Here is a 25875-nt window from a genome sequence, read left to right as displayed (position 1 = left end):
AGCCTAGAAATCCTTGATTTCGCTGTTAATGAGGTTTCTGATTTGGGTTCGTTGCGTGGTTTGACGAGCCTAGAAAGCCTTTCTTTTGGTGGTAATCGTGTTTCTAAGTTGGATCCGTTGAAGAATTTGACGAACCTAAAATACCTTAGTTTCTCTAGTAATCAGGTTCGTGATTTAAGTCCGTTGAAGAATTTGACGAGCCTAGAAATCCTTGATTTCGCTGTTAATGAGGTTTCTGATTTGGGTTCGTTGCGTGGTTTGACGAGCCTAGAAAGACTTTATTTTGGTAATAATCAGGTTTCTAAGTTGGATACGTTGAAGGATTTGACGAGCCTAAAAGAACTTTATTTTGCTGGTAATGAGGTTTATGATTTGAGTCCGTTGAGTGGTTTGACGAGCCTAAAAATACTTGATTTCGCTGTTAATGAGGTTTCTGATTTGAGTCCGTTGAAGGATTTGACGAACCTAATGTACATTGTTTTTGATGGTAATCGTGTTTCTAAGTTGAGTCCGTTGAGTGGTTTGACGAACCTACAAAGACTTGACACAGGTAGTCAAATTTTCTTTATTGACTCTACTACTAAGGAAACTAAGCTACCTGTTTATAGTGAATTCCCTGATGCTACTTTTACTATTCTAGATGAAGGTAACAGTATTGGCAGTATTGATAATGGTGTGTTTACTCTTAGTAAGGATCTACCGTATTGCGGTTATGTATCTATCAAAATTGAGAGCAAAAATATTAAATTTGGCAATGCTACCTCTAAATACGCTGGAACTATAACATTAAAACTTAATGTTCCTAAGACTGAGATTCTTCATGGTGTGATGAAGTATGAGGCGGATTCAACCCTTGATTATAAACAAAATCGTGTAGAAAGAACAGCTAAAGATGGTACGAGTACAACGTATGCAGATGGACGCGCTCCAGTAGAAGTTTCTGCTCAAGACGGTTTAACTAAAGTCGGTAATGTTGAGGTTAAGACTGAAACTATTAAGCATGGTACACAATATCAAGCTGATAGTAATCTTAAGTACAAGCAAACTAGTGAAACCGCAGGTACCGATGGTACTAAAACAACAACTACCACTTATGTAGTTGATCCTAATACTGGTCTTACAAACACTGTTAAGTCAACTGATAACAAAACAACAACTACCGCTCAGGATACAATCATCAAAGTTGGTAATGTTAAAACTGAAAATAAGGTTATTACGTTCACAATTGAAAATGCTGATGATCCAAATCTTGAAAATGGAACAACAAAGATTATTCAGCAAGGTAATAATGGCTCGGAAACCGTTATTACTACATATAGGGTTGACCCTTCTACAGGTTTAACAGATACAGTTGAAAAGACAGAAACTAAAAATCACGTAGACCCTGTTAAACAGATTGTTCATCATGGAACTAAGAAAACTCCGACTCCTCAACCTACACCTGTAACACCTGTAACGCCAGGACAAGGTGGAACTGGAACTGAAACACCAGGAACTGGAACTGTGACACCAGGACAAGGTGGAACTGTGACGCCAGGACAGGGTGGAACTGTTACACCAGGAACTGGAACTGTTACGCCAGGACAAGGCGGAACTGTTACGCCAGGACAGGGTGGAACTGTGACGCCAGGACAGGGTGGAACTGAAACACCAGGAACTGGAACTGTGACACCAGGACAAGGTGGAACTGAAACACCAGGAACTGGAACTGTGACACCAGGACAAGGTGGAACTGAAACACCAGGAACTGGAACTGTGACACCAGGACAAGGTGGAACTGAAACACCAGGAACTGGAACTGAAACACCAGGAACTGGAACTGTGACACCAGGACAGGGTGGAACTGTGACACCAGGACAGGGTGGAACTGTGACACCAGGACAGGGTGGAACTGTTACGCCAGGACAAGGCGGAACTGTTACGCCAGGACAGGGTGGAACTGTGACGCCAGGAACTGGAACTGAAACGCCAGGACAAGGTGGAACTGGAACTGTTACACCAGGACAAGGTGGAACTGAAACGCCAGGAACTGGAACTGAAACGCCAGGAACTGGAACTGAAACGCCAGGAACTGGAACTGTGACACCAGGAAGCGATACCAATCCGAGTGGTGTGAATCCTGGTGTAGTAAATCCGAGTGTGTATCCTTGGTTTAATCCTGGAAGCACTGGTGGTTCGACTACAGGTTCAAATGGCGAAGGTACCAACAGTCAGTCTACGGGCTTAAACAACTTTGGTAATGACTTCAATACCGATGGCACCAATTATGGTACTGGCACTGGCTCCGAGGGTAGTGCGGGTGCTGAGAATGGTGCGAGCTCCAAAAACTCTCCGTCAGCTCAGCGTAAGAACGGTCAAACGCATAAAACGCATGATAAGAATGGTGCTGACTCTAATTCGAAGCCTGCTAAAACCAATAAGGCTAAAGATAATAAAGCGCCTGATTCTAAGCCAAGCGGTTCTAAAACTGCTGGCTCTAAAGCAAACGGATCTAAAGCGACTAGTGTAAAAGCTGGTGCTAACGCTAGTAAGAATAATGCTGAAGCCAAGCGTAAAGCAAAGGTAAGGGCAAAGGCAAGGGAAAACGCCAAGGAAAACGCCAAGGCAAACTCTAACTCCAAGTCTTCTGAATCTACTAAGAATTCCAGCAAGGCTGCCGAGTCGAGTAAGTCGTCAGCGTCTAACAGATTTGTTGCTATTATGTCTGCGGTGGGAGTGTTTATAATTGCTGTGATTGCTGCTTTCGCAGCATTCTTTGCAAAAAAGCATCGTGATAATTCTCAACGTGATAACAAGTAATTCAGTGTGCTAATTAATGTTGATCAGTTTTAATAATTGAATAGTTAGATGCTGGATAGTAGAAAGTCTCACTTCGTGATAGTTCCTCGCGGAGTGAGGCTTTCTGCTATTGCGATTGAATTATGCGTTTATTTTATGAAGTCACAGATATTTTTAGAGGGAATAAGAGGGCTTCTGTGATTTTTGCGAATCATTATTTGATTTCTCATGGTAAAGACTTGTTGGTTATTACAGAAAATAATGTTCCTGAGTTTAAGAGGTTGCTTGTTGAATATACTATGAGCTAGAACGTATAATATAATGTTGTTTTTCTTGCTCATTAGTTGGCAGACGAAGTTCAAATGGCATGCATTTTTGTAAAGCAATCTGTCTGTAAAACATTTGAAGAATAACCTTTTCATGCCGAGAATCATTCTATTAAGCCAATCTTAAATCTATAAATTCCATACAAAACATATAAAAATGCTGCTATTAATACATAATGCACAAATAGACGCAAATTAAGATTATTTTTTATTAGATTTAGATTATTTATTATTTTTACAAGCTTTAAGCCTTAGGAGCACGGCGATGACTCATAACAGTTACGCCTGCAGCAGCTGCGGCAGATTTTTTATTGACCGTTACCATATTCTTCTACTCCTTGCTCGTAGCGGCCTCCATATTTAATTTATGCTTATGTCAGCAGTCGAATCAAAATAGTAACAGAGAAATAAATAAGTTTTCAACGCACAATATTCGAAAAATTTTTCACTTAAGTTGTTATAACAAATATTTAATACTTAATTTTTTCGATTTTCCCGATAAAATTATAAATAGATACTAATAATATTTAAATAATTGTATTTTATGCATAAAATCTATCTATTTTTTTAATATATATCACATTATTTTTTGCGCGTGTCGCACATTATGCAGAAAAAAATAATGCTGATGCATGATTACACCAGCATTATTTCTGTTTTTACAACTATTTTAATATATGTTATAACAACATGTGTTTTAGTCTTCTGCGAGCGCAACTACTGGCGAAGACTTTACTGCTCTACGAGCTGGAAGCACGCTGGAAAGAAGCGCTGCAAGTAAAGCGATTAGAGCAAGAACCGCGTAAATAGTCCAATCAATTACAAACGGAACTTTGCCAATTGCGCTAAATACCATATAAGATCCAATCCAACCAAACGCTGTTCCAACAATCAAGCCAGAAACAGTGCTTGTTAGGGAAATCAACGTTGCTTCCAACGCAAGAGATCTTCTAACCTGTCCTCTTGTCATGCCGATTGCGCGCAAAGTTGCAGATTCTTTAGTGCGCTCAATAACAGACAAGCTTAATGTGTTTGCAACGCCTATTAAAGCAATCACAACAGCTACTGCTATTAAGCCAACAAGCAACATCATCATTATGTCGATAGCACTCTCCCACTGCGCTCGTTGGAACACGCTTCCACCAGCCATAACCTCCGCATAGCTAGATGTAATATTTCTAATATTCTTAACAATATCTACAAGATTAGCTTTGCTAGAGTCTACCGAAATAAGCAAAATATGCGTTGTAGGCTTAAGGTAGTTATTGAAGTAAGATTTGCTAACAAAAGCAGTATTCCTTGAATATATATTAACATTTCTATACTTCTTAAACTGAACTTGCTTTACAGTAATGCTCTTATCGTTATTACTCGAGTCTGTATTCATTCCAGTAAATGGCGTAATACTATCTACACTATCTTCACTAGAACTGTACTTTTCTACATAAGCTTGCAAATCAAGGTTTCCTTTTTTAAGCTCAAAAGGCTCTCCACCTTCATTATTAAACTTAGGCAAAAGCACAGAACCCCTGTTTATATTAACGCCATCAAGATCAGTGTGCATTACATTTCTAAGTTGATTTACATTATCAACTCCAGCTGCCATAGCATACTCAGTTTTACCCTTTGCGTTCTTAAAAGTCATAGGAACTGCAGGAAGCAACTCAGTATTCTTTATTCCACTAATCTTTGAAATGTCGGCAGCTAGGGCCTCATCAACATTCTTGCCTTGAATAATAATGTCAACACTGTAACGGTCATCAACAACACCTTTAAGAGTTGCTTTACCACATATTGCGCCCGTTACTACTGTAGAAACAAGCGTTACGCCAATAAGCAAAGCCGTTCCAGTCGCTGCAACTCTTCTAGGATTTCTTTGTACGTTTGCGTTGGCAACCTTAGACGCAGGCCCACAAAGTGCCATGATTGCTCCAGTTGCCTTCATAGCAAACGGCATCCAGAATATGGCTGTCATAACAATACCAATAAAAACAAGCGCACAACCAAACATTGCTCCAAGCAAAGTCATCCAAGAGTCAGAACCAGCAGTAGGAGACTTCCCCGCAATCATGCTTGCTAAAGAAGTAGCACTTAAAGTCGTAGCTAAAATACCTACAACAATAAACACAATGCCAAAAACAGCGCGAATAATGCTTGCACGCTTATCTTTAATCAAATCCATTGGTCGCAGCGCTTCCATAGGCGTTACTTTTGTAGCAGATCGAGCAGCACTCATAGATGCAAGAACTGTTACAATCGTGCCAATTGCTATTGGCCACACAACCGCTGGAAGCGAAACAATCAAAGGAATCTTAGATAACGGTCCAGAATTAATATTCACGTTACTAATTGCGCCCATAAATCCGATTGCGCAAAGCACACCAACAGCCGCGGAAATAACTCCAAGTATTGCAGCTTCAAGCAAAACTGCTGCATAAAGCTGGTGCGATTGTGCGCCAATTACGCGCAAAAGCGCAAGAGTTCGTCTGCGTTGAGCAACCAAAACTTGGAATGTGTTTGCTATAACAAGCGAAGAAATAAGCAACGCTAGAATACCAAAAGATAGCAAAAACATAGTCACAAAATTAGTGCCGTTGGACGCATTTCGAACAGATTTTACACCAACTTCGTGCCTAGACATAAGAGAGAATCTCGAAGGAAGCAAAGCGTTAATCTTAGGAGATAAATCGTTTATTTTAGATTCATCAATACTCATGTACACTTTACTTTGCACAACTTGATTGTCAAAATTCTTAATATTTTCGAGTTTTGCACAAAAATCGTTCGTTATGCCACCAAGATACGTGCCGCGATTTGAAAATGGTATTTGAGAATGTTCTCCATCGTCAACAAGACCAACCACACGAACATCGTACGATTTTTCTTTATCTCCGCCAGTGTCATCTACTTTAACCAAAGTTATAGTATCGCCAATATTTGCATGTATTGATTTAGCAATACTTTTAATAAGCGTGATTTCGCCTATTTCTTGCGGATCTCTACCTTCTGTTGATTCATACACAGGAAGATTTCCATACAAACCATTAGACCAAGCGATACTCGTAACTGATTTATCACCTTTTTCTACTCTTACAAACGCAGTCGCATCATCGCTACGAATACCGTTGACACCAGGCATCTTCGATATTTCGTCTAAATGAAGGTCTTTATAATGAATCTCACTACTCGGGGAACTGTTAGGATTCCTAAATGAGATTGCATAATTTGCGCTACCGAATTCATCGGTTGCGTTTCGAACCATCAAGTCATCAACGCTGTTTGCAAAAAGCAAAGTAGCGCTCATAAACATGCTGCCTATAAGAATTGCAATTCCAGAGGCGATTAGCATGCGCACGCTTTTACGCATAAGTTTTAGTGCGATTTTCCACATTCTAACTTCACCACCTTTTATTGCAATTGAGCAGACTGATTATTAATACCAGCCTCGCTGCGTTCCATAAGCATCTTGCTCATGCCTTCTGCAGTAGGATTTTGTACGTCTTCAACGATTTGACCATCTGCAAACACAATTGCTCTATCCGCATAAGACGCTGCAACAGCGTCGTGAGTAACCATAATCACAGTTTGACCAAGCTCCGTTACAGACTTCTTCAAGAAATGCAAAACTTCCAAGCTGGAAGCAGAGTCGAGATTGCCAGTAGGTTCATCTGCAAAAACTACGGAAGGCTTAGAGATTAAAGCTCTAGCAATTGCAACGCGTTGGCGCTGACCGCCAGAAAGCTCAGCAGGCCTATGCTTTAAGCGATCTTGCAATCCAAGAGTATTGACCAAAGTATTAAACCATTGCTTATCTGGCTTTTTACCTGCCAAAGTAAGAGGCATAAGAATATTTTGCTCAGCGCTAAACATTGGAAGAAGATTAAAACTTTGGAAAATAAATCCAACCATCTCGCGACGCATAAGCGTAAGCTGCTTATCGCTCATGCCTGTAATATCTAGTCCATCAACCAAAACTTTTCCAGAATTAACGCTGTCAAGACCAGCCAAGGAATGCATTAACGTTGACTTTCCAGAACCAGAAGGACCCATAATCGCAGTAAACTTGCCGCGCTCAAAGCTAACGCTTACATCTCGTAAAGCGTGAACAATGCCTGCGCCCTTGCCAAAATCTTTAACAACATGCAAAGCTGCAACCGCAGTCTCGCCAATCAAACCTTCTTGAGCGGAATAATTCATTTGCGTAAAACGCGTATCTTGACTATTTTCAACACTCATTTTGCACCTCACATACTTCTGTGATTACCTTACAATTACAATTTACGGGATTAAAAACGCATTCTCTATAGTGCGTAAGGCTGATATTTTCATTGGAATAATAGGAATTTTGATATTAAATTTTGATAGAAAAATGCTCTTATATAAAATCGTCATACTTTAGTATGAGAACCAGTATTATAGGCTTAAATTCACAGGCGTAATATTACAGGCATAAATTGGGATTTCAATTGGGATTTCAATTTGCATTTCAAACAGATTATTTAATGCAAAATAAATCAATTAGATAACTACAACACCATCAATTAAAGAATTTTTCTTAAGACGATTAATATTTTTCTTTCAAAATAAGCATTACAAATCATATGCTCGAATTGTTATAAATGTGCTTATTTATATCTAAAATAAATAAAAATGCGTCAAATTAGTTAGTTTATGTTCATTTTAATTGTTTATTTGTTAATTTTAGTAACAAAACACTTATTTAACACACTCGCCAAATGTCATGCAATATTGTAAAATATTAATCGACTACCAAAATTTGGCATGAGCCAACAAGAAACTCAAAGGAGATTTTCGCATGGTCTATAGAATGATTTTCAATCAGACTGCTTACTTCGGTCGCGGAGCAATCAAAGAGATTCCAAACGTTGCTAAAGCGCACGGCTTCAAAAAAGCATTTGTTGTAACAGATCCAGTTCTTGTAGAAACTGGAACCGTTAAGAAAGTTACTGATGTATTAGAATCCGCTGGTCTTCCATACGAAGTATTCGACAATGTAAAGCCAAATCCACCTGTTGAATGCATTCAAGACGGTGTAGAAAAGTTCAAGGCATCTGGCGCAGACTTCCTTATTGGTCTCGGCGGCGGCTCCCCGCAAGATACTTGCAAAGGCATTGGAATTATTGTAACCAACCCAGAATTTGGAGATGTTCTTTCTCTAGAAGGTGTTGCAGACACAAAGAATCCTTCTGTTCCAATCTTTGGCGTACCAACAACCGCTGGAACCGCGTCCGAAACAACAATCAACTATGTTGTTACCGATACTGCAAAGCTTCGCAAGTTCGTTGCAGTAGACCCTCACGATATTCCAATCGTTGCATTCGTAGACCCAGACTTAACCGATTCCATGCCACGCTCGCTTAAAGTTGCAACTGGCCTGGATGCACTCACCCACGCAATCGAAGGTTTCATTACACCAGGTGCATGGAGCCTTTCGGATTGCTTGTCTTTGCAAACAATTCGCATGATTGCACAAAACCTTGCAAAGAGCGCAGATGGAGATGTTCCAGCAGGCGAACAAATGGCTTACGCAAGCTATATAACTGGCATGGCCTACTCCAACGTTGGCTTGGGCTTGGTTCACGGCATGGCTCACCCACTCGGCGGTCGCCTTGGCGTTGCTCATGGCGTTGCAAACGGAATTTTGCTCGCTCCTGTTATGGAATATAACAAGGATTACAGTGGCGAAAAGTATCGCGATATTGCTGCAGCATTCGACGTTCCAAACGCATACACCGATGACCTTGAAGCAGTACGCAATGCTGCTGTAAAAGCGGTTCACGACTTGACTGTTAAGCTTGGAAATCCTACTAAGATTAGCGAAGTTGGAGCTAGCGAGGCAGATATTGAAGGCTTAAGCCAAGATGCTTTGGCAGATGTTTGCACTCCAGGAAACCCACGCAAGGCCACTTTGGAAGACATTCGCAAGATTTACACAAGCTTGATGTAGTGTTGGCGTAGTCTTCTAAAAATAAGCAAACAATAAATAAATAAATACGCAATATTTAGAACAAACAATTTGTGGACGCAATTTATTTTGATTTAACTCTTGGGTTAACTCTTGATTTAAGTTGCGTCCACATTTTGTATGTAACAAGTCATAAAGCCTATATCTACAAGCCTTCTACTAATCAATAACAGTCTGAGTGCTTTCTCGAATAACAATATGCGCAGGAAGGACCAGTTGATTCTCAATCTCCTTGCCTTCTCGAATCGCAAGAATCATACTAACAGCATTTTTTGCCATAATATCAAAAGGTTGATTAACAGTTGTTAAAGATGGCATCAAATATTGCGCTGGGTAAACGTCGTCAAAGCCCGCAACCGAAAGCTCTGTTCCTAACTTAATTCCGCGCTCGCGAGCTGCACGATACACATTTACAGCAGTAATATCGTTGCAAGCAAAAATCGCAGTTGGACGCTTGCCTTTAGGTAAATCCAAAAGATCGCAAGCCATTTTGTAACCAAGCTCTGGAAGATAATCACCCTCTTTTACCAAGTCTTTATCAACACGCAAACCAGCTTGTTCCATAGCAGCGCTGTAGCCAGCAAATCGCGCAACACCAGATTGAACGTTTAATGGTCCTGTAATAACACCAATTCGCTTATGACCCAAACTAATCAAATGCCGAGTAAGCTCGTAGGAGCCTGTCCAGTTATCGATAGAAATCGTGTGATCGTTGCCGTTGCCTATAGAAACTGGGTCAATAATCACAAGCGGAATATTGCGCATACGCAAAAAATCTTTATCTTTTTCTTCTAAATCAGACATTTGCGATATAACGCCCAAAGGGTTTCTATCTACAATTCCACGCAAGCATTCATCGCGCTTTTTGCCATTATCGGTTTGCGCAACCGTAAGCGCCAATCCTTCTCGTTGCGCCCAACGAGACGCGTAAGTAATCATCTCAATAGTGCCATTATTTGCAACGTAATCTACAAGCAACTCAACTGTTGGAGAAATTTTAGTGCTAACAAGAGAATAATCGCGACCGCTTTTAGCTAGAACTTTTTCTACACGTCTTCGAGTTTCTTCCGATACTCCCGACCTGCCATTTATAACCTTCGATATTGTAGACGGAGAAACACCAGCTTCTTTAGCAAGCTCTGTAATTCTAGGCTTCGAAGATTCAGATTCTTCTAAATCACTTTGTTTGCTATTTATTGCCATTTTTCTCCCTTTCTAGCTTCTACGCGTTTTTGATTAACGCATTCTCCATCTAAATCATTTTCTATCTAAAACATTTTCTATCTAAATCACTAATCTTAAAGAAAAATTCGCATACATACTTAAGATTATCTACAATAACACAAGTTGACAGAAAAACTGAAAAATGGAATTATTGCTTGATTTATCAAGGTTATTACAGAATCCATAATACACTATTTCACATTTAGCGCACAAAAATCGCGAAAATTTCTTACGACACGCCGAATAATAAAATTATTTGCCATTAGTCGCAAGCAAAACACGGATTAAATGCGCGATTCCCCTTACTAAAAAGCTCAATTTTTCAATCATAGAAAAATCAAAAATATGACATTTATCACATTGTGCCATTGCCGAAATATTCGCAAAAATCGCTTTACGAAAATTTCTACACAAACTACAACATTTTTCTATTCTTTTGATATAGAATTACGAGTGTAGGTCACAACGATCTTAAAGCAAAGGAGCACAAATCGTTATGAGTACAATTACATCAGTAAAAACCTATGATTTTAGATTCCCTACGTCGCAAACGCTTTCTGGGTCCGACGCAATGAACAAAGATCCAGATTATTCATCCGCATACGTAGAAATCAAAACAAGCCTAGACGATGGCATCAAAGGCGTTGGATTTGTATTTACAATTGGCCGCGGCAACGATGTTGTTTGCGCAGCAATCGACTCCATGTCTCAAGTGCTTATTGGCAGGAACGTGGAAGAATTGCTAGACAACATGCGACTTGCATGGGATCTTTTTGTTCACGACTCGCAACTTCGCTGGCTAGGTCCTGAAAAAGGCGTAGAACACATGGCAATTGGCGCGATTTTAAGCGCATTGTGGGATATTAAAGCAAAGCGAGCTGGAAAGCCATTGTGGCGCTTGCTTGCCGAGATGGATCCAAAGGAATTAGTCTCCACGCTCGACTTCCGCTACATGACCGATGCTTTAAGGCCAGAAGAAGCAATCGAGTTCTTGCAAGATGGTCAAAAAGGTAAGGAAGAGCGAATCGCTGACCTGCTTGTAAACGGCTACCCAGGCTACTCCACTGCTGCAGGCTGGCTCGGTTACAGTGACGAGAAGATGGTTGCAATCGCTAAGGAAGAATCGCAAGTTAAAGGCTTTAAGCAAATCAAGCTTAAGGTTGGTCAAAATGTAGATGACGATTTGAGAAGACTCGCACTTGCTCGCGAAGCAATCGGACCAGACGTTCGCCTTGCAGTAGACGCAAACCAAGTGTGGGATGTTCCAACAGCAATTACTTGGATTAATCGCTTCCACGACTTCGACTTAGCTTGGGTAGAAGAGCCAACAAGCCCAGACGACGTTATTGGCCACGCAACAATCGCTCGCGCAATCAACCCAATACCAGTAGCAACTGGCGAGCAAATGCAAAGCAGAATCATGTTTAAGCAATACTTGCAAGCAAACGCATTTGGAATCATGCAAATCGACGCAACTCGAGTTGCAGGTCCACAAGAAGTTGTTCTCGAATACTTGCTTGCTCGTAAGTTTAACAAGCCAGTTTGCCCACACGCAGGCGGCGTTGGATTATGCGAAGCCGTGTGCCACTTTGCAATGTTTGATTACGTTGCAGTTTCTGGCACAAAGGAAGGCCGCATGATTGAATACGTAGACAATCAGCACGAGCACTTTGTGCATCCAACACAAATCAAGAATGGCAATTACGTTGCACCAACTGCCCCAGGTAATGGCACTGAAATGACGCTGGAAACAGCCGAAAAGTACCTTTATCGCGGCTAGTTATGCAATTGTGGCTAGCAGTTTACATTAAGCTGTTTATTTTAAATTGCTAGCCACTTTAAAAAATCAAAGTTCCTAATTTAAGATTCATAATTTAATAATCAAAAAGCAAACCACATCATTTAAACAAAGGAGTTCATTATGGATTTGCATTTGGAAGGCAAAGTTTTCATCGTAACAGGTGGATTCAAGGGAATTGGTAAAGGCATTACGCTTCAGCTTGCTAGAGAAGGCGCAATTCCAGTAGTTATTAACCGTGCAGACGCTGCAGAAGAAACATTCCGCAAAGATATTGAGCAATACACAAAGGACTACGATGTTTATATTCTCGACTTAAACGACACAGACGAGATTGCACCAATCGTTGAAGAAACCTACAAGAAGTATGGTCATATTGACGGCATTGTAAACAACGCTGGCGTTAACGACAACAAGGATTTGGAATCCACTTCTTGGCGCGACTTTGAGAAGTCGATTCACGGAAACCTCACTCACTACTACGAGACTGTTCATGCTGCTGTAAAGTACTTGAAGGAAAGCCACGGAGCTGTTGTGAATATTTCTTCTAAGACTGCTTTAACTGGCCAGGGCAAGACTAGTGCTTATGCTGCTGCAAAGGGCGGAATCTTAGGCTTGACTCGCGAATGGGCTGCAGCTCTTGTTCATGATCGCGTGCGCGTAAACGCGATTGTTGTCTCTGAATGCTGGACTCCACTATATGCCGATTGGATTAAGACTTTCGGCGATGAAGCCGCTCAGCAGGCTCGCTTGAAGGTTATTACCGACAAGATTCCTCTGGAAAACCGCATGACTACCACGGAAGAAATTGGAAACGAAGCTGCATTCCTGCTTTCGGATCGCTCTTCGCACACCACTGGTCAGTGGGTATTCGTTGATGGCGGCTACGTGCATCTTGATCGCGCTTTGTCTTAAATCACAAATGCAATTTAAGATTCAATGAAATCCAACTAGCTAAGTTAATGGTGCGTAATCTAAATTAATAAGCTTGCGCACCATTAACCGCTATAACCACTAATTTAAGAACTATTCAAACTCTTATTCTTAAAATTATTCTCACACAGGAGTGACGATGACTACAAAAGAAAACGACAACGCTGTCGTTAAGAATAGTAAAAATGGCTCTAAAGCTATGATTGCCATTGTATTGGTAACATCATTGTTCTTTGTATGGGGCTTAACCATGAATTTGGTTAATGCACTAAACTCACCATTTGGCAATTATCTAGATTTAAACAACACACAAAAAGCGCTTTTGCAAGTTGCATACTTTGGCGCATACTTTGTTATGGCTATTCCTGCTGGCTTAATCGCAAAGCGTTTTGGATACAAAGGCGGCGTTATAAGCGGCCTCGCACTCTTTGCTCTTGGCGCATTTGCAGTAATCCCTGCAACAGCTACCGCAAGCTACGCAATGTTCCTAGTTGCAATGTTTGTTATAGCGTTAGGCGCAGCAACTTTGGAAACGAATTGCAACCCTTACATTACTAAGCTTGGCGACGAGAAGGGCGAATCCTTTAGAATCAACATGGCACAGAGCTTCAACGGAGTTGGAAACATTGTTGGACCTCTTATTCTTGGCCAAATCTTAGGCAAAACTGTTGCTAAGAACGAGCCAGGCTTCGACGTTGCTAAATTAAAGTTCCTTGGCGACACTCGCTTGATTTACATTGTTATTGGCGTTGTTCTTATTGCGATTATTGCAATCTTCTTCTGCTTTAAGCTTCCTACTCCTCCAGGAGACGTTGAGGCAGATCAAGAAAGCAAAGGCGATTCTTCCTTTATTCACCTTATGAGCAAGCCATACTTTACTCTTGGAATTATTGCAGAATTCATCTTTATTGGACTTCAAGTTGCTGGAATGGCAATGTTCTCCGACTTTGCTCTAAAGCATTGGGGTACTGGAATCACCACTGGCGTTGCCGCTTCTATGCTTGCAATCGTTTCGTTAATGTTTACAATCGGCCGCTTTGTTACTACTCCTTTGATGGCAAAGTTTGATGGCGGCAAGATTCTTGGATTGTACATGACTTTAAGCGCAGTGCTTATGTTTGTAGCATTCCTTGGACTTGGTCAGATTTCTGTAATCGCCTACATTGTAGCGTACTTGTTCATCTCTATTGGCTTCCCAACAATCTTCTCCCTTACTCTTAAGGGAATTCACGGAGCAGCAGCAAAGACTGGTTCTTCTGCACTCGTTATGAGCATTGTTGGCGCTGCAATCATTCCGCTAGTCTTCGGTTTTGTACAAGATCTTGCTGGAATCGAAGCCGCTGTATTGCTCACCGTTCCAGGATTCTTGTATGTTGCTTGGTACGCTCTTTGGGGCTCCAAGATTGGTCTTGTAGAAGCTAAGTAATTCGCGAATAACTACAAAGTCTTTATTTGAAAGTCTTTAGAAAGACTTTAGAAAGGAAAATTTATTATGTCTCAACTTCGTATTTTAGATTCCCATTTTCATATTTGGGATCCAACAAAGCAAGTCTTGCCTTGGCTTGATGGTTTAGACAAGTTAAACCACACTTTTACTCTCGAGCAGCTAGAAAAAGAGTATGCAGATTTGGGAGTTGACTTCCTTGGCGGCGTATACGTTGAGGTTGATGCTGCAGACCACGAGCTAGAAGATAGGCTTATTGGCGAAAATCCTAATCCTAAGATTCTAGCTAAAATGCTTAGAGTTACGCTGGATCCGTTTATGCGCGTGCCAATTCACGCAACTGGTATTCGCGAGCCTCTTCACATTCCAAGCGAGCCACGCGGACGCTGCCTAGAGCCTTCGTTTATTGGTGGGCTTAAGGCAATGGCAAAGAAAGGCATGCCTTTTGAGCTTTGCAATCGTGGCGAAGAGCTTTCAGATATGGCTAAAGCTTTTGAGCAAGTTCCAGAAGTGACTGTTGTTCTAAACCATTTGGGCAATGTTCCAGGATTAGACGAGGATTCCTGCAATGCTTTGCGTGCGTTTGCAAAGCTTCCACACAGCTATATTAAGATTTCTGGAGATAATCCAGTAAATCCAGATATTGTTAAGTTTGTACGCGATACATTTAGTCCTGATCGCCTACTCTTTAGCTCTAATTGGCCAGTTGTTAAGTTGAATTCTTCGCTTAAGCAGCATCTTGACTTAATGGTTGAGCTTTTCGGCGACGACGAAGATTTCTTCATGAATAATGCAAAGAAGGCGTATGGTATTAAACTGTAATTAATTGAGTTATTTGAATAGTCGATTTTAGTAATCATTGCTTATGGGGTGTAAGATTTTGCAAGTTAAAGTCTTATACCCCATAATTCAATACACAGAATAATTAAATACACAAAATAATTAAATAAAAGGACGAATTTTATGACTACTTCTAATAGCGCAAAGCTTGATTTGCATGCTTTTAAAGGCGTTTTTTGCCCATCAATAACTGTAAGCAAAGACGATGGAAGCATTGACTACGACTTATGGGCAAAGCACTTAGACCATCTTATTGACGCTGGGATTAATGGCATATTGATTTTTGGTAGCATCGGCGAGTTCTACGCATATCCGCTTAGCGTAAAAAAGGAAGCTGCTAAGTTTGCTATTGAACACGTTAATCACAGAGTTCCAGTTCTTATAGGCGTTGGAAACACTAATCTTAACGAAGTACTTGACTTTACTAAGTTTGCGGAAAGTTGCGGAGCAGACGCTGTTGTAGCTGTATCTCCATATTACTTTGGACCAACTGCACCAACCGCAGAACGCTACTTTGGAGCAATTGCGAGCGCAACTAGCTTGCCTGTTATTCTATACAACTTCCCTGCTAGAACTGGCAGCGATTTAACACCAAACTTAGTTGCAAGTCTTGCTGAAAAATACCCGAATATTGTTGGTATTAAAGATACGGTAGATACTATAAGCCACACTCGCGCAATGATTGAAGCCACTAGACGCGTAAACCCAGATTTTGTTGTTTTCTCTGGCTTTGATGAGTATTACACTCCTAATAGGATTGCTGGAGGAAATGGCGTGATTTGTGGTCTTACTAATGTAGAGCCAGAGACTTTTGCATCTTTGCATAAAGCGTATGAGGCTGGCGACTTTGCGCATCTTATTGAATGCGCTAAAAGGATCAGCCATTTGATGGCAGTTTACAACACTACTGACTTGTTTATTTCTGCGATTAAAGCTGCTGTAAATCTTAAGGGATTGCCAATTAGCACGCTTGTTCGCGAGCCAGCAAGTCAAGTTAATAGCGAGCAAGTCGAAGCAATTCGCGAGCTGCTTAAGTAAAGTAATAAGTCACTCAAATAATAAATCAAGGATAAAAACAAAACCCGCACAACATTAAGAAGTGCGGGTTTATGTTTTGCGTTGACTTACGTTGTTTTGCGTTGATTTACGCTACGTAAGTTATATTGCGGAAGCTACTTAGTGTAGCGCTCAAAATCTTCTGCAGTATTCACCTGAACGCGCTGCTTAATAATGGACAAAATCCACTCTTTAGCTTGTTCAACTGAAACGCCGTTCAATTGGCTGCCATCGCGGAATCGGAAGCTCACAGCATTGTTGTTCACATCCTCTTCGCCAGCAATCAAAGTGAAAGGCACCTTAGACTTAGAAGCGTTACGAATCTTCTTGCCAAAACGATCATCGGAGCTGTCCATCTCGCAGCGAACCATATTCTCTTCCAAATCGTTAATAAACTTTTGCAAGTGCGGAGCGAACTCGTCTGCAACAGGAACGCCAGTCACCTGGACTGGAGCCAACCATGCTGGGAACGCGCCTGCATAATGCTCAAGCAAAATAGCAAAGAAGCGCTCAATAGAGCCAAAGAGTGCGCGGTGAATCATCACAGGGCGCTGGTGGCTACCGTCAGCCGCAATGTACTCCAACTTAAAGCGCTCAGGCAAGTTGAAGTCAAGCTGAATAGTAGAAACCTGCCAAGTGCGGCCGATTGCATCGCGAGCTTGCACAGAAATCTTAGGTCCGTAGAATGCAGCTCCACCTGGATCGTCCACGAGTTCCAAACCAGACTCTTTAGCAACTTCTTCCAAAGTGTTTGTTGCTTCTTCCCAAATCTCGTCAGAACCAACAAACTTGTGCTCATCCTTAGTGGAAAGCTCCAAGTAGAAGTCGTTCAAACCGAAATCTTTAAGAAGACCAAGCACAAAGTTAAGCAAGCTCTTCAACTCATCGCGCATCTGCTCGCGAGTGCAGTAAATGTGCGAATCATCTTGAGTCAATCCGCGAACACGAGTTAAGCCATGCACAACGCCAGACTTTTCGTAACGATACACGGTACCAAACTCAAACAAGCGCAAAGGAAGTTCGCGGTAGGAACGCTGGCGAGACTTAAAGATCAAATTATGCATTGGGCAATTCATTGGCTTCAAGTAGTAGTCCGCACCTTGGCGAGTTACGTTACCGTTTTCGTCGCGCTCTTCGTCAAGCTTCATTGGAGGATACATGCCATCCTTGTACCACTGCAAGTGGCCAGAAGTCTCGTACAAGCCGCCCTTAGTAATGTGAGGAGTTTGTACAAAGCTGTAGTGATGCTTTCTGTGCTGCTCGCGCGAATAATCTTCCATTGCGTTAATGATTGCAGCACCCTTTGGATGGAACACTGCCAAGCCTGGACCAATCTCGTCTGGGAATGAGAACAAATCCATCTCTTGACCAAGCTTACGATGATCGCGCTTAGCAGCCTCTTCCATGCGAGTTGTGTAAGCCTTAAGCTCTTCCTTGCTAGGCCATGCAGTTCCGTAAATGCGCTGAAGCATAGGATTATGCTCCGAACCACGCCAGTAAGCTGCAGCTACACGCTCAAGCTTAAAAGCCTTAATATAGCGCGTGTTTGGCAAATGCGGACCGCGGCACAAATCGCTCCAAACTTTATTGCCTTCGCGATCCAAATTGTCGTACATACTAAGCTCATGCTTGCTAATTTCGCCAGCAGCAGCCGGATCAAGAGCAGCTTCCTTATCTCCAATCAACTCCAACTTATAAGGTTGATTTGCTTCTTCTTCGCGCGCTTCGTCCTCTGTTACAACGCGGCGACGGAAGCTTTGAGACTCTTTAATAATGCGCTGCATATGCTTTTCGATTTGCTTCAAATCGTCTGGCGTAAATGGAGTATCAACATCGAAATCGTAGTAGAAGCCGTCTTTAATTACAGGACCTACGCCCAACTTTGCGTCTGGTCGAATTTCTTGAACAGCTTGAGCCATCACGTGAGTAGCGGAATGACGCATGATTGCGATGCCATCTTCACTATCAAGGGCTACTGATTCTACGGTATCGCCGTTATGAAGAGGCGTGTACAAATCACGCAACTCGCCATTTAAACGCACGGCAATAATATTCTTATCTTCCGCGAAAAGTTCAACGCCAGTGAAGCTTGCATCCACCTCCTTGCGTTCCTCGTTTACGGTGATGGAGATGGTATTTTCAGCCATAATTGTCCTTTTCTATCGGGGTCTTGCGTTACTAATGTGCAGACCTGGACTTGTGTGGCGTCGATAAACTTACGCGATTAAACATAAATAAAACGCGCAAAAACGACGTCAATCGCACGCATTTTTCACGCGCAATTCTCTGTTACTCTAGAACAACAGAGCGACTTTTTAACAACGATTTTTTGCAAAAACCAGGATAAATCTCATGAATCTTCAAAAAGATGCTTTCGCTAAGCTTTACAACTAAAAAGAAGCAGCCAGCGCAAATCGCGATAGTTCCACCAGCAGAAAGTCTTAAAATCACTGCTAAGGCAAGTCCTAAAAGCGCTATAAAAATAGAAGACAATACGCACGCAAACACAAATTTATTAATGGAACGCATTCTGCTCTTAAGTGCTGCTGCAGGAGCTGCGATTAAAGATACCGAAACAACAGTTCCAACAGCTGGAATAATCACCGAAACCGTAATAATTATTAGCGCAAGAACAATTCCTTGCATTAATCCACTTCTGCCTCCTAAAGCTCGGTAATTAGTAGAGTCAAAAGAGCAGTGAATCAAATTGGCACTATTAAAACTCCACAATCCTAGTGCAAGAGCGAATGCAATAATCGCAAAAATCACGTCTGCAGGAGTGCAATTAAGCAATGACCCTGTTAAAAATCCTTCAATTCGCAATGGAAGAGGAGCAAACCACTTATTCAAAAAGTAGCCGCTAGCAAAACCAACAGTAAGAGTTATTCCAGCAGAAGCTTGAGAAGATATGCCCTTTAGTTTAGAAAGCACATGCATCATAAAAGACAAAACAATGCAAGCTAAAGCAGCGCCAATAAAAAGACCAATAGACAAAATGTTTTGGTCAATCGTATAAACAGATGTAACTACAACTCCGATTACAGCTCCTGGGAAAGCAGCGTGAGTTATAGACTCGGTGAAGAAAATACGCTGATTAAGCAAAGCCAAGGATCCAACAAAACCGCATAATGCTCCAACAGCGATTGCTTCTACAATCGGAAGAGCAATAATTTGCCAAATACTTACCATTATTACTTTCCACCAGCCTCTATTGCGCTAGACTTTTTCTTTTTAGAAAACACTAGCGCGTATGTAACTCTGTATAAGAATCTTAAAATCAAAACGACTACGAACATTGCGCAAATACTTAGCGCAACTGCAGCTTGCGGAGAAACTGGGTGATCAAGCTCCAAGTTCATAGCGTACATGCCTAATAAAACGCCAGCAATACCAACAGAAACGCCAACCGCTGCCATTCGCCCAACGGTACGCGCAACCAATCTTGCGCTAGCTCCAGGAATCACAAGATATCCAATAACAAGAAGCACACCAACAGCCGAAGATGCAGAAACTACAACAGCTGCAATTGCAACGTTTAGAACAATATCTACAACTAAAGTATTAACACCCATTAAAGGAGCACTAGCGCGGTCAAACGCAACAACAATCTGCTTCTTCCAAGTTAGAACAAGCAATGCGATTGCAAATAAACAAATAAACATTGCTTGAGTCATTCTATCGTCTGTAACATCTAGCAAACGTCCAAACATAAGCGCTTCTAGCTGGCCAGACATATCTCCCTTTTTAAGAGATATTACGATTCCAAGCGCAAAAAATGTTGTTAAAACTGTTGCAATTATTGACTCGTTGATTTTTTGAGACCTAGATGCCCACACAAGAGCTGCGACCAGAAAAATTGCACAAATCGAAGCTCCTGGAATGATTTGCCCAATTCCTCCATACAACGCTCCAACTACAATTCCAGGGAAAATCCCGTGAACCAAAGCCTCCGCATTAAACTCGGCGCATCTTAAGTTAACAAACACTCCAACTATTCCGCTAGCAATCGCAAGAACAATCAGAAGACAGAAAGGCCTAAAAACGTATGGAGCAGACGCAATAAAGTCAAATCCTGGTATAGGCTCGAGGATTTTGCGCAAAGACTCAACCAATTCAGCTAGCATTGGATTCGTCTCCTAAAGACGCATTTAACGAATCATTTAACGAATCATCTTTGTTTGCTAATTGATTCAAAGTAAGACCCGCACTTGCAGCTGGCATACTTCCGCCATAAGCCAAAGATATGTTTTCTTTAGTCATGACTTTTCTAAGAGGCCCAAAAGCCACTTGACGACCAGCCAAAAGCAATGCTTTCTCACAAATCGCGTCCGCGATTACAAGGTCGTGAGTAGACACAATAAACGAAATCCCATCTTCTTTAGCGGACTTCATAATGTTTAGCAGCTCTTTTCGATTCGGCTCATCTAACCCGTTAAAAGGCTCGTCTAAAAGAATCAACGTAGGTCGCGCAACAATAGCTCTAGCAAGCAATATTCGCTGGCGCTGGCCTCCAGAAAGATCACCAAATCGCACATCTGCCCTATTTAGCAAACCAACATGATTAAGAGCGCTCTCAACAGCTTTTTTCTGGCTTTTTTTAAGCAAACCCAGGAATCCAGTTTGCCTGCTTAAGCCCATTGCTACAACTTGACGAGCGGTGATTGGAAAAGTCAAATCCAAATCAACTTGTTGAGGAACATAGCCTATAGAAACTGTTTTTGGCATTGTTAAGCTTCCATGGCTCACTCGCACAATACCAATAATCGCCTGCAAAAACGTTGTTTTTCCAGAACCATTAGGCCCAATCAAAGCTAAAGCCTCTCCAGCTTCTACACTTCCGTTAAGACCAGTTACAACAGTTTTATAACCGTACGCTAAGTCGCAATCTTTCATTGCGAGAACGCTCTTATTCACTATAAATTAGCCTTCTTTTAACTACTTTTGTAACTACTTTTGTAACTACTTTTGTAACTACTTTTGTAGTGATTTATGATTTTCAGCTACGCGTGTAGCTACCTATTAACTACTTTTTTAGCGCAGTTTTTACAGATTCTGGAAGGTCTGGAACTTTGCCATCCCAAGCCTTAACAAGAGTCTGAACGTTGTGAACAATGGAACCAATATAAGTCTCGCCAGCAGAGCCAACAGGACCAAGGGAATCTCCATAAAGCGCATCGTCGCCAATAATCGCCTTTACGCCTGCAGCAGCAGCAACGGCCTTAATTGACTTGGAATTGTTGGAGTTTTCGGCAAAGATTGCTACAGCACCAGACTTTTTAACAGCTTCCGCAGCTTCCTTAATATGGTCTGCGGTCGCGTCTTGCTGACTGTTGAAGTCGGAAAGCGCTGCTCCAATAAACTTAACATTGTAGTCGCGAGAGAAGTATCCGAATGCGTCGTGCGAAGTAAATAGAACGCGATGTTCCTGCGGCACACTGTTCAAAGCTTCCGTAGCCCAAGAATCCAAATCAGTAAGCGACTTAACAAACTTTTCAACATGCTCGTCGAAGATTGATTTGCTTTCTGGAAGAGCTTTGCCAAGGAAGTTACCAATATTCTTGACTTGGATCATAGTGTTCTTTGTGCTGGTCCAAATATGTGGATCATACTGGAATTCTGGCTCCTTCTCGCCTTCTTCTGGTGGGAATGGCCACTTTTCGGCATGAACCTTTTCAACACCGCGGTCAATCTTGTAAGGAAGATTCTTTTCTTTAGCAGCTTGCGCTTTTGAATCCTTGATTTCGTCTGCCGTAAGAATGCCAGAAGTTACACCCATTGTGCCCTTAAATCCAGTAGCTTTTACAGCCTGATCTAAGAAGTGCTCAAGATCGACTCCAGAAACAAGCATTAAATCTGCTTTAGAAAGCGCCTTGGATTGCGCTGGCGTCATCTCGTGCTCGTGAGCAGATGCGTTTGGAGCAAGCAAGCATGTAAGGTTGATTGTTGACTTTGCTTTGTCTAAAGGCGCGCCAATCACAGACTTTTTGCCTTGAGAATCGGTTTTATTAAGGCTTAATCCAGATTTTGCATCTGCAGTGGACGCGATTTGAGTTACGTAATCGCAGATTTGCGTAGTTGTTGCAACTACGTTTACTTGATTTCCATTAGATTTTTGATTTGCTGTTTTAGCTGTAGACCCACATGCGCACAAGCCAACAGTTAGCAAAGCGGCGGTGGCTGCGGTGGCAAAAATTCGTGCAGTTTTCACTATTTTCCTTTCCGGAATCTATGAATTCACATTATTGAAATTCACATTATTCATTATTGCAATTTTTCTTGTTTTTCCTTAAGCACTTTAACTTGTGCTATCTTGTTTAATCTTGTAATTAGGAAAGATTATCGTTAGCAATAACGTTTTAAGCATAGAGAAAATAAAAAGCTTGGTCAATAAAATCACAAAAAAATATCGGAATTTTTTACACAAACAGCGTGTCGCGATTTTTTTGTTTGATATAATTGCGATTTTTCTTGCGATTTTTCTTGCGATTCGCCAATAAATGATGTATATAGAATGCAAATATGTATATAGAATGAAAAAATGTCACTAATATCAAGCAATAATCGAATACAAGCAACAATCGCATATATTCACTAGAATCGTAAATATGACTCCACTTCTAAACACAGTCAACATAGATGCAAAAGATGCTAGCAAATGCTTAAAAAAGCCAAACGAATCGAGCAATAAGTACTCTAGAGGCGTTCTTGGATTAATAACAGGATCAAACGCATACCCAGGAGCGGCCGTTTTAAACGCAAAATCTGCATCACGCAGCAACATTGGCATGGTTCGATACGCGGGGCCACTTAGAGCGCAAAATCTTGTTTTACAAGCTGTTCCCGAAGCTGTTGTTTCGGATTGCTTGCAAGGAAAAGTCAACGCTATAACTGTTGGATCTGGAATCCCAGATTACGAGCATTGCAATGATGATTCAACAAAATCGCAACGAGACTACATTTTAGACTTGCTTAAACCATATAGCGCACAAAATCAAGAAAACACAAACCTACCGCCTGTATGCGTAGACGCTGGAGCGCTTGATTTATTGCCTAAAAAAGTTTGTGAAAAAGTTGTTTTAACTCCTCATGCTTTAGAATTAAGCAAGCTATTAAAACGTTATAACCTTGATTTTAGTGCGGAAAATATTGCAAAAAAACCTGTAGAATTCGCTCAAAAAGCGGCAGATCTTACTGGAGCAACTGTTCTTCTTAAAGGCTCTACAACTGTTGTTGCATCTGCAAAGAATTTGAACTTGCCAATATTTACTTGCAAATATGGCCCATCTTGGCTTGCAACCGCAGGGTCTGGAGATGTTCTTGCTGGACTTTTAGGCGCGCTTCTTGCACAGAACAATTGTGAACTAAATCAAAATGCAAACTACGCATTAATAGCTGCTAGCGCGGCCGTAATCCATGGATTGGCTGCAAATTTGGCTGCAAGATCGTATGAAAAAGCGTATGAAAAAAGCGTTTACAATAATTGCGCAAATTACGAAAATTGCGAAAATATTGAGCATCCAATAGTCGCAAGCGGTATTATTGATGCATTGCCTTACACTCTTGGGTCTTTGATGAATCTTGATTAGTGAAAGAAGAAAAATGACAAGCGAAAATATCAACACAAATGAAAATGCAGAATCTGTTGAAATTCATGACGTAATGTTCGATTATTGCAAGGTTTTGCTCGAGTGGAATTGCAGGAATTGCTTGCAAAAACAGTTCCCATATTTGGTAGACACGATTTGCCCTAATGGCACTTTTGGAAAAGACGATTTGGCTGGATTTTATGAGTTTGAAGATCGCATGGACGGCGGAGAGCTACTAAAAGACCTTTTGCCAGAATACGAGAGGCGATTTGGCAAGGAGCTTAGCAACGCTTTTCAATGGTATTGCGCACACTACGATCAAGTTCTTACGCGAATGATGCCTGGAATAGTAGATTTGTTGCACGATTTACGCAAAGCTGGGTACGGCGTTTGGGGATTGACTAACTGGTCTAGAGAGACTTTCCCACTCGCACTGCGTAAATTCCCAGAACTAAACACGCTTTTGCAGGGCACGATTATTTCAGGCGTTGAGCATTTGCATAAGCCACAGCCCGAGATTTTTGAACTTGCTATGAGCAGATTTGGGTTAGAGCCGCAAACAACTGTTTTCTTCGACGATAAGCCAGCAAATATTGATGGAGCGCATAATGTTGGAATGCATGGGTTTGTTTTTACTACTACCGAACAAGCTCGCAAAGATTTGGAATCACTAGGCGTTAGATTATAGGCTTTAGATTATATGTGTTAGATTGCAGGCGTTAAGCCAAAGTCGCTAGATTATAAGCGTTAGTCGCAAGTTTGCAGGCATTAAATTATTAGACCATAAGCGTTAGTCGCAAGATTATAGGCGTTAGTTTATAAGCGTTAATCCAAAGTCGCAAGTTTGCAGGCATTAAATTATTAGACCATAAGCGTTAGTCGCAAGATTATAGGCGTTAGTTTATAGTTGTAATAGTTGTAATAGTCAAGTATAAATCCCAAAAATCGGAAGGCTCTTAATAATGACGCTGCTGCAATTAAAGTACATTGTGAAAATCGTAGAGTGCGGATCTATGAACGAAGCTTCGCATGAACTCTTTGTTTCGCAGCCAGCGTTAAGTTCTTCTGTGAAAGAATTGGAACGAGAGCTTGGCATTGAGATTTTTACAAGGTCTTCTCAAGGAATTGCCTTAACGGTTGACGGAGCTGAGTTCTTAACATACGCGCGCCAAGTCTTAGACCAGGCAGATTTGCTAGAAGAGCGCTACAACAGCACTAAGCCTAGAAAGCAGCTTTGCAGCGTTGCAACTCAGCATTACATGTTTGCTGTTGAAGCTTTTGTAGACATGATTCGCAGCATAGATTCTAACGAGTACGAGTTTTCACTAAGGGAAACGCGTACAAAAAACATTATTAATCAAGTGACTTCAATGCGCGCAGATCTTGGTTTGCTTTATCTTTCTGATTACAATAAAGACGTTATTGGAAAGATGCTTCGAGAAAAGCATCTTGAGTTCCATCCACTTTTCCGCGCTAATTTGCACGTTTTTATTTCTAGGAATAATCCGCTCGCAAATCGCAAGAAGCTTACTTTAGATGATTTACGACCATATCCATTTATTCAGTATGAGCAGGGAGAAGATGGCAGCTTCTTCTTTACAGAGGAAGCAGTTTGGCCTCAGCATCCACCTAAAAAGATTAATGTTACAGACCGCGCAACCATTTTGAACTTTATTATTGGTCTTAATGGTTTTACGATTTGCACTGGAATCGACAATGGCGACTTGAATAACGAGAAAATCGTGACCATTCCGCTGGATTGCGAAGAAACAATGCTTGTTGGGTGGATTAAGAATGAGCGCACGAATCTTTCTCCTGCAGCGCTTGCGTATCTTTCTCAACTCGAATCTGTGCTAACTAAACACGGGTATCAAGTAATAAGTAGAGCCAAGTAAACAGCTACG

Annotated in this window: 19 protein-coding genes; 11 read left to right on the top strand and 8 right to left on the bottom strand. The window is 41.3% G+C overall.

Annotated features, from left to right (window positions below; translation table 11 throughout):
* Positions 1-2799: leucine-rich repeat domain-containing protein (locus tag AC1EKB_RS05310; RefSeq protein WP_481249027.1), on the top strand; the 2799-nt coding region annotated here is incomplete at its 5' end.
* Positions 2800-2921: 122 nt separating this feature from the next.
* Positions 2922-3086, top strand: coding sequence for a hypothetical protein (locus tag AC1EKB_RS05305; RefSeq protein WP_481249026.1), 165 nt, complete (start codon positions 2922-2924; stop codon positions 3084-3086).
* A gap of 715 nt (positions 3087-3801) precedes the next feature.
* Here AC1EKB_RS05305 and AC1EKB_RS05300 read toward each other — a convergent pair.
* Entirely contained in the window at positions 3802-6495 is a 2694-nt protein-coding gene (locus AC1EKB_RS05300; RefSeq protein WP_481249025.1) for an ABC transporter permease, read from the bottom strand.
* 17 nt (positions 6496-6512) lie between these two features.
* On the bottom strand, positions 6513-7340 hold the full coding sequence (locus AC1EKB_RS05295) for an ABC transporter ATP-binding protein (RefSeq protein ID WP_020761059.1): 828 nt from the start codon (positions 7338-7340) through the stop codon (positions 6513-6515).
* A 580-nt stretch (positions 7341-7920) separates the two neighbouring features.
* On the opposite strand from AC1EKB_RS05295, the gene fucO reads away from it, so the two are divergent.
* The gene (gene fucO / locus AC1EKB_RS05290) at positions 7921-9072 is read left to right on the top strand and encodes a lactaldehyde reductase (RefSeq protein ID WP_481249024.1); all 1152 of its coding nucleotides are present in this window, start codon (positions 7921-7923) and stop codon (positions 9070-9072) included.
* A gap of 177 nt (positions 9073-9249) precedes the next feature.
* Here fucO and AC1EKB_RS05285 read toward each other — a convergent pair whose 3' ends face one another.
* Positions 9250-10293, bottom strand: coding sequence for a LacI family DNA-binding transcriptional regulator (locus tag AC1EKB_RS05285; RefSeq protein WP_481249023.1), 1044 nt, complete (start codon positions 10291-10293; stop codon positions 9250-9252).
* Between the two features lie 517 nt (positions 10294-10810).
* On the opposite strand from AC1EKB_RS05285, the gene AC1EKB_RS05280 reads away from it, so the two are divergent.
* From AC1EKB_RS05280 to AC1EKB_RS05260, 5 genes are all read left to right on the top strand, one after another.
* Positions 10811-12094: an enolase C-terminal domain-like protein gene (locus AC1EKB_RS05280; protein ID WP_004130435.1), complete on the top strand. Its 1284-nt coding sequence runs from the start codon at positions 10811-10813 to the stop codon at positions 12092-12094.
* Between the two features lie 141 nt (positions 12095-12235).
* On the top strand, positions 12236-13027 hold the full coding sequence (locus tag AC1EKB_RS05275) for an SDR family oxidoreductase (protein WP_481249022.1): 792 nt from the start codon (positions 12236-12238) through the stop codon (positions 13025-13027).
* Positions 13028-13184: 157 nt separating this feature from the next.
* Complete coding sequence (locus tag AC1EKB_RS05270) at positions 13185-14471, top strand: MFS transporter (protein WP_481249021.1); 1287 nt, start codon at positions 13185-13187, stop codon at positions 14469-14471.
* A gap of 66 nt (positions 14472-14537) precedes the next feature.
* Complete coding sequence (locus AC1EKB_RS05265) at positions 14538-15311, top strand: amidohydrolase family protein (RefSeq protein ID WP_115761645.1); 774 nt, start codon at positions 14538-14540, stop codon at positions 15309-15311.
* 141 nt (positions 15312-15452) lie between these two features.
* The gene (locus AC1EKB_RS05260; protein ID WP_481249020.1) at positions 15453-16367 is read left to right on the top strand and encodes a dihydrodipicolinate synthase family protein; all 915 of its coding nucleotides are present in this window, start codon (positions 15453-15455) and stop codon (positions 16365-16367) included.
* 134 nt (positions 16368-16501) lie between these two features.
* Here AC1EKB_RS05260 and thrS read toward each other — a convergent pair whose 3' ends face one another.
* The 5 genes from thrS to AC1EKB_RS05235 all read right to left on the bottom strand — a co-directional run bounded on the left by thrS (position 16502) and on the right by AC1EKB_RS05235 (position 22593).
* Positions 16502-18532, bottom strand: a complete 2031-nt coding sequence (gene thrS / locus AC1EKB_RS05255) for a threonine--tRNA ligase (protein ID WP_481249019.1) — start codon at positions 18530-18532, stop codon at positions 16502-16504.
* A 142-nt stretch (positions 18533-18674) separates the two neighbouring features.
* Positions 18675-19574 carry a metal ABC transporter permease gene (locus AC1EKB_RS05250; protein WP_481249018.1) on the bottom strand — a complete coding sequence of 300 codons (900 nt, stop codon included), beginning with the start codon at positions 19572-19574 and terminating at the stop codon, positions 18675-18677.
* 2 nt (positions 19575-19576) lie between these two features.
* Positions 19577-20509: a metal ABC transporter permease gene (locus tag AC1EKB_RS05245; RefSeq protein WP_481249017.1), complete on the bottom strand. Its 933-nt coding sequence runs from the start codon at positions 20507-20509 to the stop codon at positions 19577-19579.
* Positions 20499-21278, bottom strand: a complete 780-nt coding sequence (locus tag AC1EKB_RS05240; protein ID WP_481249028.1) for a metal ABC transporter ATP-binding protein — start codon at positions 21276-21278, stop codon at positions 20499-20501. Before AC1EKB_RS05240 ends, AC1EKB_RS05245 begins: the two co-directional genes overlap by 11 nt.
* 130 nt (positions 21279-21408) lie before the next feature.
* On the bottom strand, positions 21409-22593 hold the full coding sequence (locus AC1EKB_RS05235; RefSeq protein WP_481249016.1) for a metal ABC transporter solute-binding protein, Zn/Mn family: 1185 nt from the start codon (positions 22591-22593) through the stop codon (positions 21409-21411).
* Positions 22594-22990: 397 nt separating this feature from the next.
* On the opposite strand from AC1EKB_RS05235, the gene AC1EKB_RS05230 reads away from it, so the two are divergent.
* The 3 genes from AC1EKB_RS05230 (at position 22991) to AC1EKB_RS05220 (ending at position 25866) form a co-directional block, all read left to right on the top strand.
* On the top strand, positions 22991-23971 hold the full coding sequence (locus AC1EKB_RS05230) for an ADP-dependent NAD(P)H-hydrate dehydratase (RefSeq protein ID WP_415694031.1): 981 nt from the start codon (positions 22991-22993) through the stop codon (positions 23969-23971).
* Between the two features lie 13 nt (positions 23972-23984).
* Entirely contained in the window at positions 23985-24659 is a 675-nt protein-coding gene (locus tag AC1EKB_RS05225) for an HAD family hydrolase (protein WP_415694030.1), read from the top strand.
* Positions 24660-24933: 274 nt separating this feature from the next.
* Positions 24934-25866 carry a LysR family transcriptional regulator gene (locus AC1EKB_RS05220; RefSeq protein ID WP_415694029.1) on the top strand — a complete coding sequence of 311 codons (933 nt, stop codon included), beginning with the start codon at positions 24934-24936 and terminating at the stop codon, positions 25864-25866.
* Positions 25867-25875: the final 9 nt, after the last annotated feature.

Source organism: Gardnerella sialicivorans subsp. sialicivorans (genome assembly GCF_056746795.1).
Note: the sequence above shows the minus strand (reverse complement) of the source record. Positions and strands in the feature narration are given on the sequence as shown.

Excerpts from the sequence above, each read along its gene's own strand:
- AC1EKB_RS05305 (WP_481249026.1), top strand. The coding sequence starts at position 2,922 with ATGCGTTTATTTTATGAAGTCACAGATATTTTTAGAGGGAATAAGAGG.
- AC1EKB_RS05300 (WP_481249025.1), bottom strand. The coding sequence starts at position 6,495 with ATGTGGAAAATCGCACTAAAACTTATGCGTAAAAGCGTGCGCATGCTA.
- AC1EKB_RS05295 (WP_020761059.1), bottom strand. The coding sequence starts at position 7,340 with ATGAGTGTTGAAAATAGTCAAGATACGCGTTTTACGCAAATGAATTAT.
- fucO (WP_481249024.1), top strand. The coding sequence starts at position 7,921 with ATGGTCTATAGAATGATTTTCAATCAGACTGCTTACTTCGGTCGCGGA.
- AC1EKB_RS05285 (WP_481249023.1), bottom strand. The coding sequence starts at position 10,293 with ATGGCAATAAATAGCAAACAAAGTGATTTAGAAGAATCTGAATCTTCG.
- AC1EKB_RS05280 (WP_004130435.1), top strand. The coding sequence starts at position 10,811 with ATGAGTACAATTACATCAGTAAAAACCTATGATTTTAGATTCCCTACG.
- AC1EKB_RS05275 (WP_481249022.1), top strand. The coding sequence starts at position 12,236 with ATGGATTTGCATTTGGAAGGCAAAGTTTTCATCGTAACAGGTGGATTC.
- AC1EKB_RS05270 (WP_481249021.1), top strand. The coding sequence starts at position 13,185 with ATGACTACAAAAGAAAACGACAACGCTGTCGTTAAGAATAGTAAAAAT.
- AC1EKB_RS05265 (WP_115761645.1), top strand. The coding sequence starts at position 14,538 with ATGTCTCAACTTCGTATTTTAGATTCCCATTTTCATATTTGGGATCCA.
- AC1EKB_RS05260 (WP_481249020.1), top strand. The coding sequence starts at position 15,453 with ATGACTACTTCTAATAGCGCAAAGCTTGATTTGCATGCTTTTAAAGGC.
- thrS (WP_481249019.1), bottom strand. The coding sequence starts at position 18,532 with ATGGCTGAAAATACCATCTCCATCACCGTAAACGAGGAACGCAAGGAG.
- AC1EKB_RS05250 (WP_481249018.1), bottom strand. The coding sequence starts at position 19,574 with ATGGTAAGTATTTGGCAAATTATTGCTCTTCCGATTGTAGAAGCAATC.
- AC1EKB_RS05245 (WP_481249017.1), bottom strand. The coding sequence starts at position 20,509 with ATGCTAGCTGAATTGGTTGAGTCTTTGCGCAAAATCCTCGAGCCTATA.
- AC1EKB_RS05240 (WP_481249028.1), bottom strand. The coding sequence starts at position 21,278 with ATGAAAGATTGCGACTTAGCGTACGGTTATAAAACTGTTGTAACTGGT.
- AC1EKB_RS05230 (WP_415694031.1), top strand. The coding sequence starts at position 22,991 with ATGACTCCACTTCTAAACACAGTCAACATAGATGCAAAAGATGCTAGC.
- AC1EKB_RS05225 (WP_415694030.1), top strand. The coding sequence starts at position 23,985 with ATGACAAGCGAAAATATCAACACAAATGAAAATGCAGAATCTGTTGAA.
- AC1EKB_RS05220 (WP_415694029.1), top strand. The coding sequence starts at position 24,934 with ATGACGCTGCTGCAATTAAAGTACATTGTGAAAATCGTAGAGTGCGGA.